20 protein-coding genes are annotated in these 15,490 nt (G+C 33.2%); all 20 read right to left on the bottom strand.

Annotation, left to right across the window (positions count from 1 at the left end; translation table 11 throughout):
• Positions 1–37: 37 nt before the first annotated feature.
• The 20 genes from PYW44_RS06310 to PYW44_RS06215 all read right to left on the bottom strand — a co-directional run bounded on the left by PYW44_RS06310 (position 38) and on the right by PYW44_RS06215 (position 15,488).
• The gene (locus PYW44_RS06310) at positions 38–499 is read right to left on the bottom strand and encodes a ComE operon protein 2 (protein ID WP_002507461.1); all 462 of its coding nucleotides are present in this window, start codon (positions 497–499) and stop codon (positions 38–40) included.
• An 84-nt stretch (positions 500–583) separates the two neighbouring features.
• A complete protein-coding gene (locus PYW44_RS06305) occupies positions 584–1,297 on the bottom strand; it encodes a helix-hairpin-helix domain-containing protein (protein ID WP_021339146.1) in 714 nt (237 codons plus the stop codon).
• A gap of 50 nt (positions 1,298–1,347) precedes the next feature.
• Positions 1,348–2,064 carry a class I SAM-dependent DNA methyltransferase gene (locus tag PYW44_RS06300; RefSeq protein WP_021339145.1) on the bottom strand — a complete coding sequence of 239 codons (717 nt, stop codon included), beginning with the start codon at positions 2,062–2,064 and terminating at the stop codon, positions 1,348–1,350.
• 2 nt (positions 2,065–2,066) lie between these two features.
• Positions 2,067–2,420 (bottom strand): ribosome silencing factor, encoded by a 354-nt coding sequence (rsfS, locus tag PYW44_RS06295; protein ID WP_002507458.1) that lies wholly within the window; start codon positions 2,418–2,420, stop codon positions 2,067–2,069.
• Positions 2,421–3,005 (bottom strand): bis(5'-nucleosyl)-tetraphosphatase (symmetrical) YqeK, encoded by a 585-nt coding sequence (yqeK, locus tag PYW44_RS06290; RefSeq protein WP_002507457.1) that lies wholly within the window; start codon positions 3,003–3,005, stop codon positions 2,421–2,423.
• Positions 2,995–3,567, bottom strand: a complete 573-nt coding sequence (locus PYW44_RS06285) for a nicotinate-nucleotide adenylyltransferase (RefSeq protein ID WP_002507456.1) — start codon at positions 3,565–3,567, stop codon at positions 2,995–2,997. Before PYW44_RS06285 ends, yqeK begins: the two co-directional genes overlap by 11 nt.
• Positions 3,567–3,857, bottom strand: a complete 291-nt coding sequence (gene yhbY / locus PYW44_RS06280) for a ribosome assembly RNA-binding protein YhbY (RefSeq protein WP_002507455.1) — start codon at positions 3,855–3,857, stop codon at positions 3,567–3,569. Before yhbY ends, PYW44_RS06285 begins: the two co-directional genes overlap by 1 nt.
• A 12-nt stretch (positions 3,858–3,869) precedes the next feature.
• Positions 3,870–4,667 carry a shikimate dehydrogenase gene (gene aroE / locus PYW44_RS06275; protein ID WP_021339143.1) on the bottom strand — a complete coding sequence of 266 codons (798 nt, stop codon included), beginning with the start codon at positions 4,665–4,667 and terminating at the stop codon, positions 3,870–3,872.
• A 12-nt stretch (positions 4,668–4,679) separates the two neighbouring features.
• Positions 4,680–5,780, bottom strand: coding sequence for a ribosome biogenesis GTPase YqeH (yqeH, locus tag PYW44_RS06270; protein WP_002507453.1), 1,101 nt, complete (start codon positions 5,778–5,780; stop codon positions 4,680–4,682).
• Entirely contained in the window at positions 5,781–6,308 is a 528-nt protein-coding gene (locus PYW44_RS06265; protein ID WP_115075989.1) for a YqeG family HAD IIIA-type phosphatase, read from the bottom strand. It lies immediately after the preceding gene.
• Between the two features lie 17 nt (positions 6,309–6,325).
• A complete protein-coding gene (mtnN, locus tag PYW44_RS06260; protein ID WP_021339141.1) occupies positions 6,326–7,012 on the bottom strand; it encodes a 5'-methylthioadenosine/S-adenosylhomocysteine nucleosidase in 687 nt (228 codons plus the stop codon).
• Positions 7,013–7,242: 230 nt separating this feature from the next.
• On the bottom strand, positions 7,243–8,475 hold the full coding sequence (locus PYW44_RS06255; protein ID WP_021339140.1) for an NRAMP family divalent metal transporter: 1,233 nt from the start codon (positions 8,473–8,475) through the stop codon (positions 7,243–7,245).
• Between the two features lie 3 nt (positions 8,476–8,478).
• Positions 8,479–9,237, bottom strand: coding sequence for a 5-oxoprolinase subunit PxpA (gene pxpA / locus PYW44_RS06250; RefSeq protein WP_002512464.1), 759 nt, complete (start codon positions 9,235–9,237; stop codon positions 8,479–8,481).
• Positions 9,237–10,595 carry an acetyl-CoA carboxylase biotin carboxylase subunit gene (locus PYW44_RS06245; protein WP_031265963.1) on the bottom strand — a complete coding sequence of 453 codons (1,359 nt, stop codon included), beginning with the start codon at positions 10,593–10,595 and terminating at the stop codon, positions 9,237–9,239. The genes pxpA and PYW44_RS06245 overlap by 1 nt, the downstream gene beginning before the upstream one ends.
• Before the next feature lie 22 nt (positions 10,596–10,617).
• Complete coding sequence (locus PYW44_RS06240) at positions 10,618–11,070, bottom strand: acetyl-CoA carboxylase biotin carboxyl carrier protein (RefSeq protein WP_021339137.1); 453 nt, start codon at positions 11,068–11,070, stop codon at positions 10,618–10,620.
• Positions 11,067–12,077 (bottom strand): 5-oxoprolinase subunit C family protein, encoded by a 1,011-nt coding sequence (locus tag PYW44_RS06235; RefSeq protein WP_115075988.1) that lies wholly within the window; start codon positions 12,075–12,077, stop codon positions 11,067–11,069. Before PYW44_RS06235 ends, PYW44_RS06240 begins: the two co-directional genes overlap by 4 nt.
• A 1-nt stretch (position 12,078) precedes the next feature.
• Positions 12,079–12,801: a 5-oxoprolinase subunit PxpB gene (pxpB, locus tag PYW44_RS06230; protein ID WP_021339135.1), complete on the bottom strand. Its 723-nt coding sequence runs from the start codon at positions 12,799–12,801 to the stop codon at positions 12,079–12,081.
• Between the two features lie 291 nt (positions 12,802–13,092).
• Entirely contained in the window at positions 13,093–13,569 is a 477-nt protein-coding gene (greA, locus tag PYW44_RS06225) for a transcription elongation factor GreA (RefSeq protein ID WP_002512467.1), read from the bottom strand.
• A gap of 27 nt (positions 13,570–13,596) precedes the next feature.
• The gene (gene udk / locus PYW44_RS06220) at positions 13,597–14,220 is read right to left on the bottom strand and encodes a uridine kinase (protein ID WP_002507444.1); all 624 of its coding nucleotides are present in this window, start codon (positions 14,218–14,220) and stop codon (positions 13,597–13,599) included.
• Positions 14,220–15,488 carry a peptidase U32 family protein gene (locus PYW44_RS06215; RefSeq protein WP_021339134.1) on the bottom strand — a complete coding sequence of 423 codons (1,269 nt, stop codon included), beginning with the start codon at positions 15,486–15,488 and terminating at the stop codon, positions 14,220–14,222. Before PYW44_RS06215 ends, udk begins: the two co-directional genes overlap by 1 nt.
• Positions 15,489–15,490 lie beyond the last annotated feature (2 nt).

The following is a 15,490-nucleotide window of genomic DNA, read 5'->3' as shown; positions in this document are numbered from 1 at the left end:
GACCAACTAAATAAGCAATTGCATAGTAAATCAGTGCCTATTTATTGGTAAGGTATTGTGCTACATGCTCTTGATTAAATGCTATTTTTTTATAATCGATACCTGATTGGTCTAGTAACTTTAATGCATATGAATGATTGTGATAGTCTTCAGCGTAATAAATTGTTTGAATACCAGCTTGGATGATTGATTTCGTACAATTTAGGCAAGGGAAATGTGTGACATATATCGTTGCTCCGTCTGTTGACACCCCTTGTTTGGCACATTGTAGTAATGCATTCATTTCAGCATGTATTGTACGTATACAATGACCATCCTCTAACAAACAATCCTCATCAATACAATGAACTTCGCCCGAAACTGAGCCATTGTAACCACCAGCAATGATTCTATTATCTTTAACAATTGTTGCGCCAACAGATAAACGTTGACAAGTGGAACGTAACGCCAATAAATGACTTTGAGCCATAAAGTATTCTTCCCATTTAATGCGATCCATGATGTTATACCTCCGTTAATAGTAATTATTTATTTTATGAGTAACTATAGGTTAATTTGTATTGAGTTATATTGCAATAAAAATCTATGTTGTAAAATATGAGCCTAATTTTTCAAGCGTCTTTGCTCCAATTCCTTTAACTTCTGTTAATTGTTCGATAGATTCAAAAGCACCATTTTGCTCTCTATATTCTAAAATAGATTTAGCTTTTGAAGGACCGATGCCAGGAACTGTTAATAGCTCTGGTTCTGAAGCAGTGTTAATATTTATTTTTTCCTGATTAGCGCTATTGTCAGTAACTTTTGTTGAATTTGAACTTACATTTTTATTTGTGGTATTAGTTTCATTGATTTGTTGATTTGAATTTATCGTTTCCTCTTTCTTTGGAATATAAATCAACTTTTGATCCACCAACTTTTCAGCTAAATTTATTTTTGACAAATCAGCATCCTCAGTAACGATTGCTCTATCTAAAAGTTGCTTAATTCTATCAGAAGATTTCATCATATAAATATCAGGATGCTTCACAGCACCTTTGATGTCCACAAAAATATCTTCTGTTTTAATCTTTTTAGCTTGTTCAGTACTATTTTTTGTATGCTTTGCATTGGTTTCTAGTTGTGTTTCTGTATTTGTGGTAATATCATCATTCGAATTTACTATTTTATGATCATTTTCATTTGTAAAAGTACTTTGTAGCAACCAAGCGATTAAAATGACCACGATAATTAAAATTGCTATAGCTACTGCTTTGTATTTACAAATGATTTCTTTTAGATTGTTCCACTGATCTAGCAATAAAAAATCACTCCTTTATACTATACACGTATAAAGGAGTGATTTTACTTTTATTTTTTGACAATGAAAAACAATCGATGTCCTTCATGACTATTATTCTTAATATCAAAATCGACAAACGTAGTAATTTGGCTAAACCCTACATTATTAAGCATTTCAATATAATCTGCTTCTGCGTATGTGCGTTGATAATGAGATTCATCGAACCTTGCATATTGATTGTCGTCTTGTTTAATAAAGAATGACATATCATGCCAAACGCTCAGTGGTTCCTCGCCTTGTACAGCTTCCCAAGCAAGAAAAACCTTTTCAGATTCATCGATATAACTTTGGTTATTAAATAATGTATTCATTTTAAAAGGTGTATGAACATCAAACATAAACACACCTTCTGTTTCTAAATGGTTAAAAACATGACTAAATGTGGTGAAGACATTATCTTTTTCAGGTAAATAATTTAAAGAATCACAAAAAATCGTAATTACATCAAATTTCTGATTCAATTCAAATTCAGTCATATCACCTTCTATCCAATTCACTTTGTTAGATTTCTGAGTTGCTATTGAAAGCATATCAACACTTAAATCCATACCTGTGATTTGGTCAAAGTCTGTTAGCAATGATGTTAAGCTGCCTGTGCCACAACCAATATCTAATATAGACGTCCTATTTTCAGCAAAATGGTTTACAATTTCTAACCATGATTCATAGGGTTGATCTAACGTTAGTTGATCATAGAACAAGCTCATTTCTTCATATTGCACCATAATTAATAAACAACCTGTCTATAACTCTCAAGAGGCGCATCACGATATAATTTCTCAATATTATAGTAATCACGTTCATCTTTATGGAATACGTGAACAACTACATTAGATAGATCAATAAGAATCCATCTGGCATCATTAAAGCCTTCCATTCGTTTTACTTCGATTTCAGCTTCGCTTGCTGCATCTTTTACCGAACGAGCTATAGCTTGAACTTGTTTTTCGTTATTACCATGACAAACTACAAAATAATCAGTCATGTCACTAATGCCTTTCATTTTTAAAGAAATAATATCTTCTGCTTTTTTATTCTCTGTTGCTTCGACAGCAATGTTTAATAATTGATCTGAATTCATTTAATCATCCTTTACTCTTTCGTCACTGTAATTGTAATAATTCAAGCATGCAATCGTGGCATCATAAACATTAATATCTTTATTAATTAAATATAGAACTGTTCGCTTAGAAATTTCATAAATGGTTTTATCTAAGCTACCTTGATTGTATGCTAAATCTCTAATTTCTTCAACGCCTGGGGTCTGACGACCTGGCTCTATATAATCAGCTATGAATATCAATTTCTCAGTTTTTGTCATTTGAGCGCGTCCAGTTGTATGATTTTTAATCGCTAATAAGACTTCTTCATCAGTGACATCAAACTGTTGATTCATTATTATAGCTGCTACTGGGCCATGTAATATTTCGGAACCATAACTCAGTAAATTACTATCTAATTCATTCTGTGTAACGATTTGATACATTGATCCTAAATCATCATATTTACAGTAATCATGTAATATACCTGCAAGTTCAGCCTTGTCTTTGTCGCCATCATAGATTTCTGCTAATTTCACAGCTGTTTCAGCAACTCTCAATGAATGGTTAAACCTTTTCTCGGGTAATTTATCTTTAACTAAACTAACTGCTTGATCAATTTTCATATAAACCTTCCTCTCGGATATATTGTTCTACACTAGGAGGAACTAAAACTTGAATATTTTCGTCGTTTTTAATTCTATCTCTGATTAATGTTGAACTAATATCAATACGCGGTATATTTATCGCTAACATACCAGGCTCTACTTCTTGAGCTGATTTATCTCTATTAACAATTACAAAAGTAATTAATGATTTTAACTCATCAATTTTATACCACTTTTCAAGTTGATTGTATTGGTCAGTACCTATAACAAAGTATAGCTTAGATTGAGGATGCTGCTTTAAAATATGCTCTACTGTATCATAAGTGTAGCTTTGCCCTTTTCGTTCAATTTCATCAAGACAAATTGTTCCAAATCCAAGTTCATTAATCGCACACTGAATCATATCTATTCTATACTGCACGTCTAAAAAATCATTATGCTCTTTTAATGGAGACATATAGCTCGGTATAAAATAGAACTTCTCAGGTTTTATTACGTTATTCACTTCACTTGCAACAACCATGTGAGCTGTATGAATCGGGTTAAACTGCCCACCATATAATACAATTGACTTAGTCATTATGGTAATTGTATTTGTTTGTTATCTTGAGATTCTTTGTACAATACAATCATAGACCCGATTACTTGTACGACATCACTTCTCGTCGCATCACTTAAGCTTTGTGCTAAATCATTTTTATCTTCATAATTATTTTGTAAAACATGTACTTTAATTAACTCTCTATTTTCTAAAATATCGTTAATTTGACTAACCATGTTATCATTTATACCTGATTTCCCAATTTGGAAAGTTGGGTCTACGTTATTTGCTTTACTTCTTAAAAATCTTTTTTGTTTACCTGTTAGCATAATATGCTCCTTTTATAAATGTTTTAGTACTGCTTCTTTCATTACTTGAATGTCTGGTGTTTGTTCGGTCCAAATCTCAAAACTTTCTGCGCCTTGGTAAACAAACATGTCCAATCCATTGTGTATAGGATTGCCTTTTTCTTCTGCTATTTCTAAAATTGGCGTTTTAAAAGGAATATAAACAATATCACTCACTAATGTATGTGAAGCTAATTGGTCGAGACTTATGGCTACATCTTTGTTTTGATTCATACCTGCAGGTGTAGTATTAATAATAATATCAAATTCAGCCAATGATTTTTCTGCGTCTGATAAACTAATCTTATTGATATCTAAATCCCAGTTATCAAAGCGACTCATAGTTCTATTAGCAACAGTTAATTTAGGTCGAACGTGTTTATTCAGTTCGTTTACAATACCTTTACTGGCACCGCCTGCACCTAAAATGAGTATATACGCATTTTGTAAATCCGGATAAGCCTGTTTAAGTCCTGTAACATAGCCTATGCCATCTGTATTGTAGCCTATCCATTTTCCGCCTTCAATTTTAACTGTATTAACTGCACCAACTGTTTTAGATTGGTCATCAATTTCATCTAAATAAGGTAAAATACGTTCTTTATGAGGTATTGTAACATTAAATCCAGAGAGCGCTTTGTCTTCTATGATTTCTTTAATAAGATGAAAATGTGCTTCAGGAATATTAATCGCTTCATATGTTGAATCATCATTTAAAGTCTCAAAGTTCGCATTATGCATAACTGGTGACAAAGAATGATCAATAGGATTGCCTATTACTGCATATTTCATATTAAACACACCTTACATTATTGAATTTCTTAATACAACATCTACATTTTTAGGTACTCGAACTATAACTTTGGCACCTTCATCAATCGTTATAAAACCTAATCCAGAAATCATCACATCTCGCTTCTCTTTACCTGTTTCTAATCTTACTGCTTTAACATTTTGTAAATCAAAATTATCAGGATTATGAGGTGGTGACAATAATGCACCTAACTGATTTTTCCACAATTCATTAGCATTTTCAGTTTTAGTTCTATGAATATTGAGTTCGTTTGAAAAATGACATACTAATGAACGTCTGCCACCACTAACATAGTCAATACGCGCTATCCCACCAAAGAATAAAGTTTGACCTTCATTCAATTGATATACACGTTGCTTAACTTCTTTTTTAGGCATAATCGTTTTAAGTTCATCGTCCGTTACCACATGTGTCATTTGATGTTCTTGAATCACGCCTGGAGTATCAAACATAAATGATGTATCATCTAACGGTATGTCAATCATGTCTAGCGTTGTTCCTGGGAATCTAGATGTAGTAACAACATCTTTTTCACCAACACTGCGTTCAATTAATTTATTTATAAGCGTAGATTTACCAACATTTGTAGTTCCTACAATATAAACATTGTCGTTATTACGTAATGTGTTAATAGATGCTAATAAATCATCTATTCCTTCATTTTTTTCTGCAGATATCAATACAACATCTTCAGTTTCTAAACCATATTTTCTTGCTGTTTTCTTCAACCATTCTTTAACTCGACGTTTATTAATCTGTTTAGGCAATAAATCTAACTTATTGGCTACTAAAATGATTTTTTTATTACCTACAATACGTTTGATTGCATTAATGAAAGATCCTTCAAAATCAAAGACATCTACAACATTTACTACAATTCCTTTTTCATCTGCTAAACCGTTCAATAAATTTAAAAAGTCTTCACTATCTAAACCAACATCTTGAACTTCATTGTAATTTTTTAGTCTAAAGCATCTTTTACATATGACATCTTCACGATGTAAATTATGTTCTGGCACATAGCCTGCCGCATCTGGATCTTCAGATTGAAGTGGCGCACCGCATCCGATACATTTTAAAATTTCAGTCAATCAATTTTCCTCCCATTTGATATAGCCTTTTTTTCTAAAGTGTTGTAATAATCTTCGCTCTATCATTCGGTTGAATTTCGTAATAAAACCATCCGTTTGTTTCACGGGTACCACCATAATTGTGAAGAGGCCACGTCTATTACCTCCAAATACATCTGTAAGCATTTGGTCACCAATCACAACAATTTCAGAAGGTTTTAAGTGCATTAATTGTGCGGCTTGATTAAAAGCACGACCTCTTGGTTTTTTTGCTTTGAAAATATAATCAACATTCAATGATTTTGAAAAACTACCAACACGTTTTTCATTATTATTAGAAACAATCGTAATTGTGATACCTAATGCATTTGCTTTCTCAAACCATTGTTTTACTGCTACAGTCGGGTCTGCTTCGTCCCATCCTACAAGTGTATTATCTAAATCTGTAATAATTCCTTTCACGCCAGATGCTGCTAGTTTATCAATATCTATTTGAAAAACGGACTGCACATATTCATTTGGCATAAAATAGCTTTTTATTATACCCATTATTTATTTTCACCTTTTTATATAGTTTTAATTAAACGCTCAACAATTTCACTAGAAGATATTGCTGCTTTTTCTAAAAATACATCGAACGTAATACCAGCATCGCCGTCAGCTAAATCTGAAATTGCACGCGTAATTATGAATGGCAAATTAAATTGATAGCAGGTTTGTGCAATTGCAGTAGCTTCCATTTCTGCAGCCATTGCTTGTGGGAAGTTCGTTTTAATCGTCGTACGTTGCTCAGTTGTACCAATAAAGCTATCTCCACTCACAATTAACCCAGTTTTAGCTACAAGTTGTTGTTCATTTATTGCATCTGTTGCCTTTTTAATTAAATGCTCATCAGCAATAAATTGTGCTGGCATTTGCGGTATTTGTCCTAACTGATAACCAAACGCTCTTGCATCTGCATCATGATAAGCAACCATATCACTGACAACAACATCACCAACATTTAATGTTTTGTCTAAAGCTCCTGCAGAGCCTGTATTAATAATTACATCAGGTTTAAATTTCTCAATTAATAATGTCGTAGAAATTGCAACATTCACTTTACCAATACCACTTTGTGTAAGTACTATCTCTTTATCATGTAGACGACCTTTATAGAATATTACATGCGCAATTTTTATTTCTTCTAATGTTTCAAGTTTATCTTTTAAGATTGCTACTTCTTCTTCCATAGCACCTATAATACCTATCATTATAATTCACCTCATATTAAAATCCTAGCCTTAGTTATTCTACCACATTTATGTTCAGAGCTCGATCATTGTTCAACTTTTTATATTAAATTCTATATGTTATTTTCCCTATTTTTAAGTTAGTAATATTAATTTTTTTATACATTTGAATTCTTTATTTTTTTCCATATAAAAACTCTGAACAATACATTAGCAGTATGTATCGTTCAGAGTATTAAAATATTGATATATTAACTACCAAATAAACCTGATAAGCTTTGTAGAGAGAATAATGCTGCAGCAATTGTAACTATTACTGCCAATATACCAAAGAGTAACATCCACGTTGGATGATGATAATCTCCGACAATTGATTTTCGTTTACTAGCTATTAAAATCGTACCTAACGTAATTGGTAGAATAAAACCGTTAAGTGCGCCAGCAACAATTAATAAAGTGACTGGTTGACCTATGAATAAAAATACTAGTGAAGAAACAACAATAAAACTAATTACGATTATATTGGTTTTATTGTATATCGATTTATGTAGTGTTTTTAAAAATGTCGCACTCGTATAAGCAGAACCAATTACAGATGACATTGCAGCTGCGAATAATACGACACCAAAGATACTACGTCCAACTGGTCCAAGTACATGTTCAAAGACTGAAGCTGGTGGGTTTTCTGAACTTAAAGTAACACCTGTAACAACTACACCCAGTACCGCTAAGAATAATAAAGCTCTTAAAACGCCGGTAGTCAATATGCCAGAGATGGCGGCTTTGTTAATAAATGGTAAATATTCTTTGCCTTTAATTCCAGAGTCTAAAATTCTATGCGCCCCTGCAAAAGTAATATAACCACCAACTGTTCCACCTACCAAAGTAATAATCGGTAATACAAGCGCCAATGGTTGTTCTGGCATAACTAAATGTTTAGCCGCTTCTGCATATGGCGGATTGGCCTTGAACATTACGAATGCTATGACTACAATCATGAGCATACCTAAACACATTGTGACAAAGTCCATAATCTTTTGACCACTTTTACTAATAAAGATACCGATCGCTAGAACTGCTGTAATCGCAGCACCAATCTTCACATCTAAACCGAAAATGGCATTTAAACCAAGCCCAGCGCCTGCTATATTACCGATATTGAAAGCTAATCCTCCAATGGCTATCAGTATTGAAATAATTGTACCTAGCCCATTGAATATCTCATTTGCTACTTCTTGACCACGTTTACCGGTAACTACTAATACTCTCCAAATATTTATTTGCGCTCCAATATCTATAATAATAGATAATAGAATAGCAAATGCGAAACTTGAAGTAAATTGTGCAGTAAATACTGCGGTTTGAGTTAAAAATGCTGGTCCTATAGCAGATGTTGCCATTAAAAATACCGAACCTAATAATAACCTTTTATGGTTTTTTGTGAACTCAAAACCTTTTTCTTCAGAACTTAATCTTTCTTTCATAGGTTAGCCCCCTAGACTTTTTATAGAAACGCCTTCTTTCGTTAATCTTTCTCTAATTTGTGTTACAAACTCGAGAGCATGTGCACCATCTCCATGCACACAAATTGTATCAGCTTCTATGCTGATGGTCTTTTGGCTTTTTGCGACAACGGTTTGCGATTTCACCATGTTAACTACTTGCTCAATTGCTTCATTTGTATCCGTAATTAGTGCATCGTGTTCTTTCCTACTTACAAGTTGGCCATCGTCTTCGTAACGTCTATCTGCAAAGACTTCTGAAGCTGTTGTTAAACCAACTAATTTAGCTTCAGAAATTAATGACGTGTTAGATAATCCCACATATATTAGGGTCTTGTCAATATCAAATACTGCTTGTGCGATTGCACGAGCTATATCTTTATTTCTAGCTCCCATTTGATAAAGGGCACCATGCGGTTTTACGTGATTAATCTTCACGTTATGAATTTTACAAAATCCACTTAATGCACCAATTTGATAAACAACAATATCATAAATTTCATTTGGTGATAAATCCATATTTCTACGTCCAAATCCTTGTAAATCTGGCAATCCTGGATGAGCACCGATTCCTACACCATGTGCTTTGGCTAATTTAATTGTTTCATTCATTACATGTTGGTCACCAGCGTGAAAACCACAAGCGATATTTGCTGAAGTAATTAGTGGGATGATTTGTTCATCCCCTCCAAATGAGTAATTACCGAATGCTTCACCGAGATCACAATTTAAGTCTACTTGCATTAAGATACCCCCTTGATAATTTGATGTCTATCTAAAAATTTTATATCTACTTCTTTTGCATCTCCATCTGCATACAATGGATATGATAATACTGCGTATAAAAAGTCAGCAGTTGTTGTAAAACCGTCTATCACCATTTCATCTAAAGTGACTTTTAATTTATTGATTGCACGTTGTCTGTCGGGTGCTTTTACAATCACTTTTGCTACTAAAGAATCATAGTAAGGAGAAACAGTATAACCTTGGTAAAGTAAACTATCTACACGTACGTTAAATCCTTGTGGTAAGTGTAATGCTTCTACTTTACCTGGTGAAGGTTGGAATTGTCGTTCTGGGTTCTCTGCATTAATTCGTGCTTCGATTACATGTCCATCAAAAACTATATCTTCCTGTGTAAAAGGCAATTCACCATTTATCATCAAGTATAGTTGAGCTTGTAGTAAATCCCTATTCGCTCTCATTTCAGTCACCGTATGTTCTACTTGAATACGCGCATTCATTTCAATGAAATAATATGCTTCGTCTGTTACTAAAAATTCGATTGTGCCTGCACTTCTATAATTAGAAGCATTTGCGACTTTGACAGCATCAGTACACATTGCATTTCTAGTCTCTTCTGTTATTGCTGCACATGGTGATTCTTCAATTAATTTTTGGTTTTTTCTTTGTACAGAACAATCTCTTTCCCCTAAATGTATGTAATTATTCTTACCATCACCAATGACTTGAACTTCTACATGTTTCGCTACGGGAATGAACGATTCAACATAAATACGATCATCACCAAAATACTTTTCTCCCTCACTCTTGGCTTCTTTAAAAGCTTTAGCTAATTCACCAACTGTTTTAACAATTCTAATACCTTTACCACCGCCACCGCTAGCAGCTTTTAAAACTAGAGGGAAACCAATATCTTTTGATATTTTCTTCACTTCTTCAATTGACTCCACAGCATTCGTAGAACCAGGAATAATTGGCACGCCCGCATCATCAACTGTTTGACGAGCGGTGATTTTATCACCCATCATTTCCATCGTCAATTGTGTTGGGCCAATGAAATCAATATTATTTTCTTCTACTTTTTGTGCAAAAGAAGTACTCTCTGATAAAAAGCCATACCCTGGATGTATTGCAGTAGCGCCACTGATTTTGGCGGCGCTAATAATTCGATCTTGATTCAAATAACTCTCTAGTGGATTTGCCTCACCTATGCAAATAGCTTGATCAGCTAAACTCACATGTAAACTCGTTTCATCCCCTAATGCATATATAGCTACTGTTTCAACATCCATCTCTCTACATGCTCGGATAATTCTAACAGCTATCTCTCCTCTGTTTGCTATTAAACAACGATACACAGCAAACGCCCCTTTCTTTCACTTATTTTATTTTAATAATCGTCTGATTATATTCGACATTCTCACCATGTGCTACTACGATTTCCTCCACTACACCATCTATGTCACTTTTCACTTCATTCATTACTTTCATCGCTTCAATAAAACCAATCGTATCACCTTTATTTATTTCATCACCAACACGAATGATTGGCTCAGTAAGCTCCTTTTCATCTTGTTGGAAGAACGTACCTACCATTGGTGATTTAACTTCTTTAAAGTTGTCATGCTCCTTTGTTTGGCCGTCCGCTACACTTTGATTTTGAGTGAATGCTTGGTTGGCTAAAGTTTGTGAACTATGATCGGAAGAAAATGAATGTAATTTATTGTCATTAAAATCTATAGATATTTCACTTTTGCTATCTTTGTATTCAAATTTTTTAACTTCGTTTTCTTTTACTAATTTTATTAATTGCTCGATTTTTTCAAGATTCATTTTAATTCCCCTTTTAATAATTTTTTGATACGTGAAGCCGTTGGTCTGAATTGCGCTGTATTATAAATAGGTGTATCGATTGTATTTTCTAATACTTTCTTGAAATCTAATTCTTGTTGTTTTAATTTATTTGTTGCTTCTTCAATCGTTGTCCATTCAAAATGTAGCATGTCCCCCGGTTGTTTCTGTGCTAAAATATGTAAATCTGAAGCACATACAGTAGCAATTTTTGTATAACCACCAACTGTTTGTTTATCATTCAATAGAATAATTGGATTGCCATCGTTCGGAACTTGAATGCTACCTAAAGCTACTGGTTCAGAAATGATATCCGCAGAATTAATTGGTGAAATTATCTCACCTTGTAATCGATATCCCATGCGGTCTGATTTTTCTGAAATTTTAAAATCAACTGTTGTTAATTTATCTTGCGCATCTTGAGTGAATCGATTTATTTGTGGTCCTTCGATTATTTGAATTGTATCTTTATTAAATGATTCAGTATTTAATTCTAAACTGTACCCTATTTGGGAAAGGTATGTATCGTCTTGTTTACACAAAATTACATCGTATCCTTTTAAGGCACGTCCTTTATATCCTCCGATATGACTACGTGTATGCGTTGCATAACTACTAGCTACAATTGGAACATCTATCGGTTTACCAAACAAAATATAACCTCTTGCACCATTAACTACAGCACCTAGTTCCAATACATCCCCTTTTTTCACTGAAGTTACTGTTTGAACATCAATCACTTCATCATTTATCTTGGCATTAAATTGCGCACCAGTGATAATAAAAGAATTATCTTCTAAAAATTGAAGTGTTGGCCCAATAATTGTGCATTCAATTGCAGGTCCATTATTTCCAATAAGTGTTTGACCTAATCTATATGCATATTGATCTAACACGCCTGCATTTGAAAAGCCTTGATTTTGAAAACCAATTCTACCTTGATCTTGTATTGTGCTAAATAGTCCAGGATTTAAAATTTTTATAGACATATTAAATTTTCACCCACTTTTCTATATCAAAATCGTCATATTGTTGTTCATCTAATATACGATGGTATGTTTCTACTTCAATAGCATAAAATTTTATATAGTCTCCTGCGTCATATAAACACATAGGTTCTCTATGAATATCAAACACTCTAATAGGCGTACGTCCTATAATTTGCCAACCACCAGGCGATTGTTTTGGATAGAGACCTGTTTGATTATTAGCAATACCTACAGAACCTGCATGAATGCTTGTCCTCGGTTCTTGACGTCTTGGCGTATGTAATTGCGTATCTAATCCTCCTAAAAAAGGAAAGCCAGGCATAAAACCTAGCATATAAATTAAATAAGTATTTTCAGTATGTATTCGTATAACCTCTTTAGTAGTTAAATTATTATGCGATGCTACCTCTTGAATATCTTGTCCATAACTTCCACCATATAACACTGGTATATTAATTGTTTGTGTTGGTGTAGCTGTATCATTAAATTTTGTTATGTCCATTTGATTTAAATTAAGCGCTTTAATTATATAGGTTAAATCACTTTTAGTGATATCAATGGTTAACATAATTGCGCGATACGAAGAGACTACTTCAATAATCGCTGGATTGTTTTGTGCTTTAATATATTGTTCAACGCGTTGTACCTTTTGAAACGTATCAGGATCAATACGCTCTTCAAAATATATCATAATCGTTTGTTCATTAATTAATTTATAATTCAAAGATTATGCCCCCTTTATTACATTTACAATATAGTTTATCTTCAAATAAACTATATTGTGCACATGCTATTCATAGTATATCATTTATTTTAAAATTGTGTTTAATACAAAAAGTTATTACTAATAATAAGTAAACGTTTATTAAACAAAGTATATTAGTAAATAAAATAGCAATATTATTCTAAAACTTGATTCTTATCATTAAGTTAACAAAATGTTACCATCAAGTATATAATTACTTTTATATAGTGTAAAATCCCCTTAAACATATATATGTTTAAGGGGATTTTTTTATTTAATATTTTTAATAATAACGTTTATTTCGCCACCATTAGGTAACGGTACACGTACTTCTTCTTCTAATTTTTTACCAATTAAACTTTTAGCCATTGGTGATTCATTAGAAATTTTACCATTGAATGCATCAGATTCAGCCGAACCAACAATTTGGTATTCTTCTTCTTCTTCGCCTGGTAATTCAACAATTGTTACTGTTTTACCAATTTTAACTTCATTGTTATCACCAGTATCTTCGATAATCTGTGCATTACGTAACATATGTTCTACACGTTGAATATCTTGTTCGATAAATCCTTGTTCGTCTTTTGCAGCATCGTACTCTGAGTTCTCAGATAAGTCACCAAAAGAACGTGCTACTTTAATTTTTTCAACGACTTCTGGTCGTTTAACTGTTTTTAATTCTTCTAACTCATGTTCTAGCTTCTCAAAACCCTCTTGAGTCATTGGATATTGCTTTTGATTTTCCATTATGTCATCTTCCTTTACATATACATACTATTGTTTACTTACTAAAGTTTGAATCTTTGTCGTCATTATATCGATTGCTACTTTATTACTGCCACCTTCTGGAATAATAATATCTGCATATCTTTTAGTTGGCTCTATAAATTGATTATGCATTGGTCGCACCACATTTAAATACTGATTTATAACAGAATCCATAGTACGGCCTCTTTCTTCAGTATCTCGAAGTAACCGCCTTAAGATACGCAAATCAGCATCAGTATCAACATAAATTTTGACATCCATTAAATCTCTTAATGTTTTGTTTTCAAGCGCAAATATACCTTCCACGATAATAACATCTTTTGGCTTAAATGCAATCGTTTTATCACTTCTCGTATGATTTGAATAATCATACGTTGGAACTTCAATTTGTTTCCCATTTCTCAAATCATTTAAATTCTCGATTAACAAATCATTATCAAATGCAAACGGATGGTCATAATTGGTTTCCAAGCGTTCATCAAAAGTTAAATGCGATTGGTCTTTATAATAATAGTCTTGAGCCAATAGTGCAACACTATGACCTTCTAAATTCTTCATAATTTCATTTGTTACTGATGTTTTCCCCGATCCGGAGCCGCCTGCAATTCCTATAATTGTCGTACTATTCATTATCCAATTTCCTTTCTCATCATGTTGTTGGTATAAATTGGATGATCGACTTTGATTTGCACGATTTGCAATGGGTGGCGTGCAGCATCAAGTTCATTACCTTCTTCATCATAAATTGTATCCACAACTTGTCTAAATGTTTCAATTTCAGGGCCAAAAAATTCGATTTCTTGTCCAGGTTCAAATTTATTACGTTGTTGCACTGTGGCTATATGGGTAGAACTATCATAGTCTAATACTAAACCACAAAAGTCAAATGATGCATTCTTTTTATTTTGTTGCCCAAACATTTGTTCTTCATAGCCTGGCGTGCCTTCAATAAACGCTGAGGCCGTATCTCTATTGGCACATTTATCTAATTCGATTAACCATTCTGGCTTGATTTTAAAATGTTCTGGATCCTCCGCATAAGCATCGATGACTTTGCGATACACAGAAACAACTGTTGCAATATAATGAATAGATTTCATACGTCCTTCAATTTTTAAAGAATCAACGTCAATATCCATCATTTTTGGTATAGCTTCGATTAGTTTTAAATCTTTAGGACTCATTGCAAATGGCGCAACTTCATCATCGTCATAGAACAAATCTAACTCGCCGTGTTGATCTACTTGTAACAAGTCATAATCCCAACGACAACTTTGACAACAACCACCCCTATTGGAATCACGCGCTGTCATATGATTGCTTAAAGTACATCTTCCTGAATAAGCAATACACATCGCACCATGTATAAAAGATTCGATTTCAATATTTACTTTTTCCTTCATCTCTTTCATTTCCATTGCTCCAGTTTCACGAGCTAATACCACTCGATCTAAGCCTTCTTCTTTCCAAAATTCAACGGCTTTATAATTTGAAAGAGATTGCTGTGTAGATAAATGTATCTCTAATTTAGGTGCCACACGTTTACATGTTTCAATAATAAGAGGGTCAGCAACGATAATGCCTGTTGCACCAGTTAAGGCTAAATTACGCAAATAATCATCTAATCCATTTATATTTTCATCATGCGCAATGATATTGGTAGTAACATAAATTTTAGCACCATAGCGTTGTGCAAATTCAACGCCTTCTTTAATTTCATCCATTGTAAAATTATCTGCATTTGATCTTAAACCGTATTCTTGTCCACCGAGGAACACAGCATCTGCTCCATAGTGTACTGCAATTTTTAATTTTTCTAAATTACCAGCCGGAGCCAGAAGTTCAGGTTTATTCATTTTAGGTTTATTATGTAATTTAACTTCTTCTAAAACTTTCACTG

This window comes from Staphylococcus equorum, from assembly GCF_029024965.1.
Taxonomy (GTDB): Bacteria; Bacillota; Bacilli; order Staphylococcales; family Staphylococcaceae; genus Staphylococcus; species Staphylococcus equorum.
The sequence above is the reverse complement of the archived record's forward strand: the minus strand, read 5'-3'. Positions and strand labels throughout refer to the sequence as shown.

What these genes read in the sequence shown, in the direction of transcription:
- PYW44_RS06300 (WP_021339145.1), bottom strand. Translation starts at nt 2,064, where the DNA reads ATGGTGCAATATGAAGAAATGAGCTTGTTCTATGATCAACTAACGTTA.
- PYW44_RS06235 (WP_115075988.1), bottom strand. Translation starts at nt 12,077, where the DNA reads ATGTCTATAAAAATTTTAAATCCTGGACTATTTAGCACAATACAAGAT.
- mtnN (WP_021339141.1), bottom strand. Translation starts at nt 7,012, where the DNA reads ATGATAGGTATTATAGGTGCTATGGAAGAAGAAGTAGCAATCTTAAAA.
- PYW44_RS06285 (WP_002507456.1), bottom strand. Translation starts at nt 3,567, where the DNA reads ATGACTAAGTCAATTGTATTATATGGTGGGCAGTTTAACCCGATTCAT.
- udk (WP_002507444.1), bottom strand. Translation starts at nt 14,220, where the DNA reads ATGAATAGTACGACAATTATAGGAATTGCAGGCGGCTCCGGATCGGGG.
- aroE (WP_021339143.1), bottom strand. Translation starts at nt 4,667, where the DNA reads ATGAAATATGCAGTAATAGGCAATCCTATTGATCATTCTTTGTCACCA.
- yhbY (WP_002507455.1), bottom strand. Translation starts at nt 3,857, where the DNA reads ATGCTAACAGGTAAACAAAAAAGATTTTTAAGAAGTAAAGCAAATAAC.
- yqeK (WP_002507457.1), bottom strand. Translation starts at nt 3,005, where the DNA reads ATGAAAATTGATCAAGCAGTTAGTTTAGTTAAAGATAAATTACCCGAG.
- PYW44_RS06310 (WP_002507461.1), bottom strand. Translation starts at nt 499, where the DNA reads ATGGATCGCATTAAATGGGAAGAATACTTTATGGCTCAAAGTCATTTA.
- PYW44_RS06265 (WP_115075989.1), bottom strand. Translation starts at nt 6,308, where the DNA reads ATGGGTATAATAAAAAGCTATTTTATGCCAAATGAATATGTGCAGTCC.
- PYW44_RS06255 (WP_021339140.1), bottom strand. Translation starts at nt 8,475, where the DNA reads ATGAAAGAAAGATTAAGTTCTGAAGAAAAAGGTTTTGAGTTCACAAAA.
- PYW44_RS06240 (WP_021339137.1), bottom strand. Translation starts at nt 11,070, where the DNA reads ATGAATCTTGAAAAAATCGAGCAATTAATAAAATTAGTAAAAGAAAAC.
- pxpA (WP_002512464.1), bottom strand. Translation starts at nt 9,237, where the DNA reads ATGCAAGTAGACTTAAATTGTGATCTCGGTGAAGCATTCGGTAATTAC.
- rsfS (WP_002507458.1), bottom strand. Translation starts at nt 2,420, where the DNA reads ATGAATTCAGATCAATTATTAAACATTGCTGTCGAAGCAACAGAGAAT.
- greA (WP_002512467.1), bottom strand. Translation starts at nt 13,569, where the DNA reads ATGGAAAATCAAAAGCAATATCCAATGACTCAAGAGGGTTTTGAGAAG.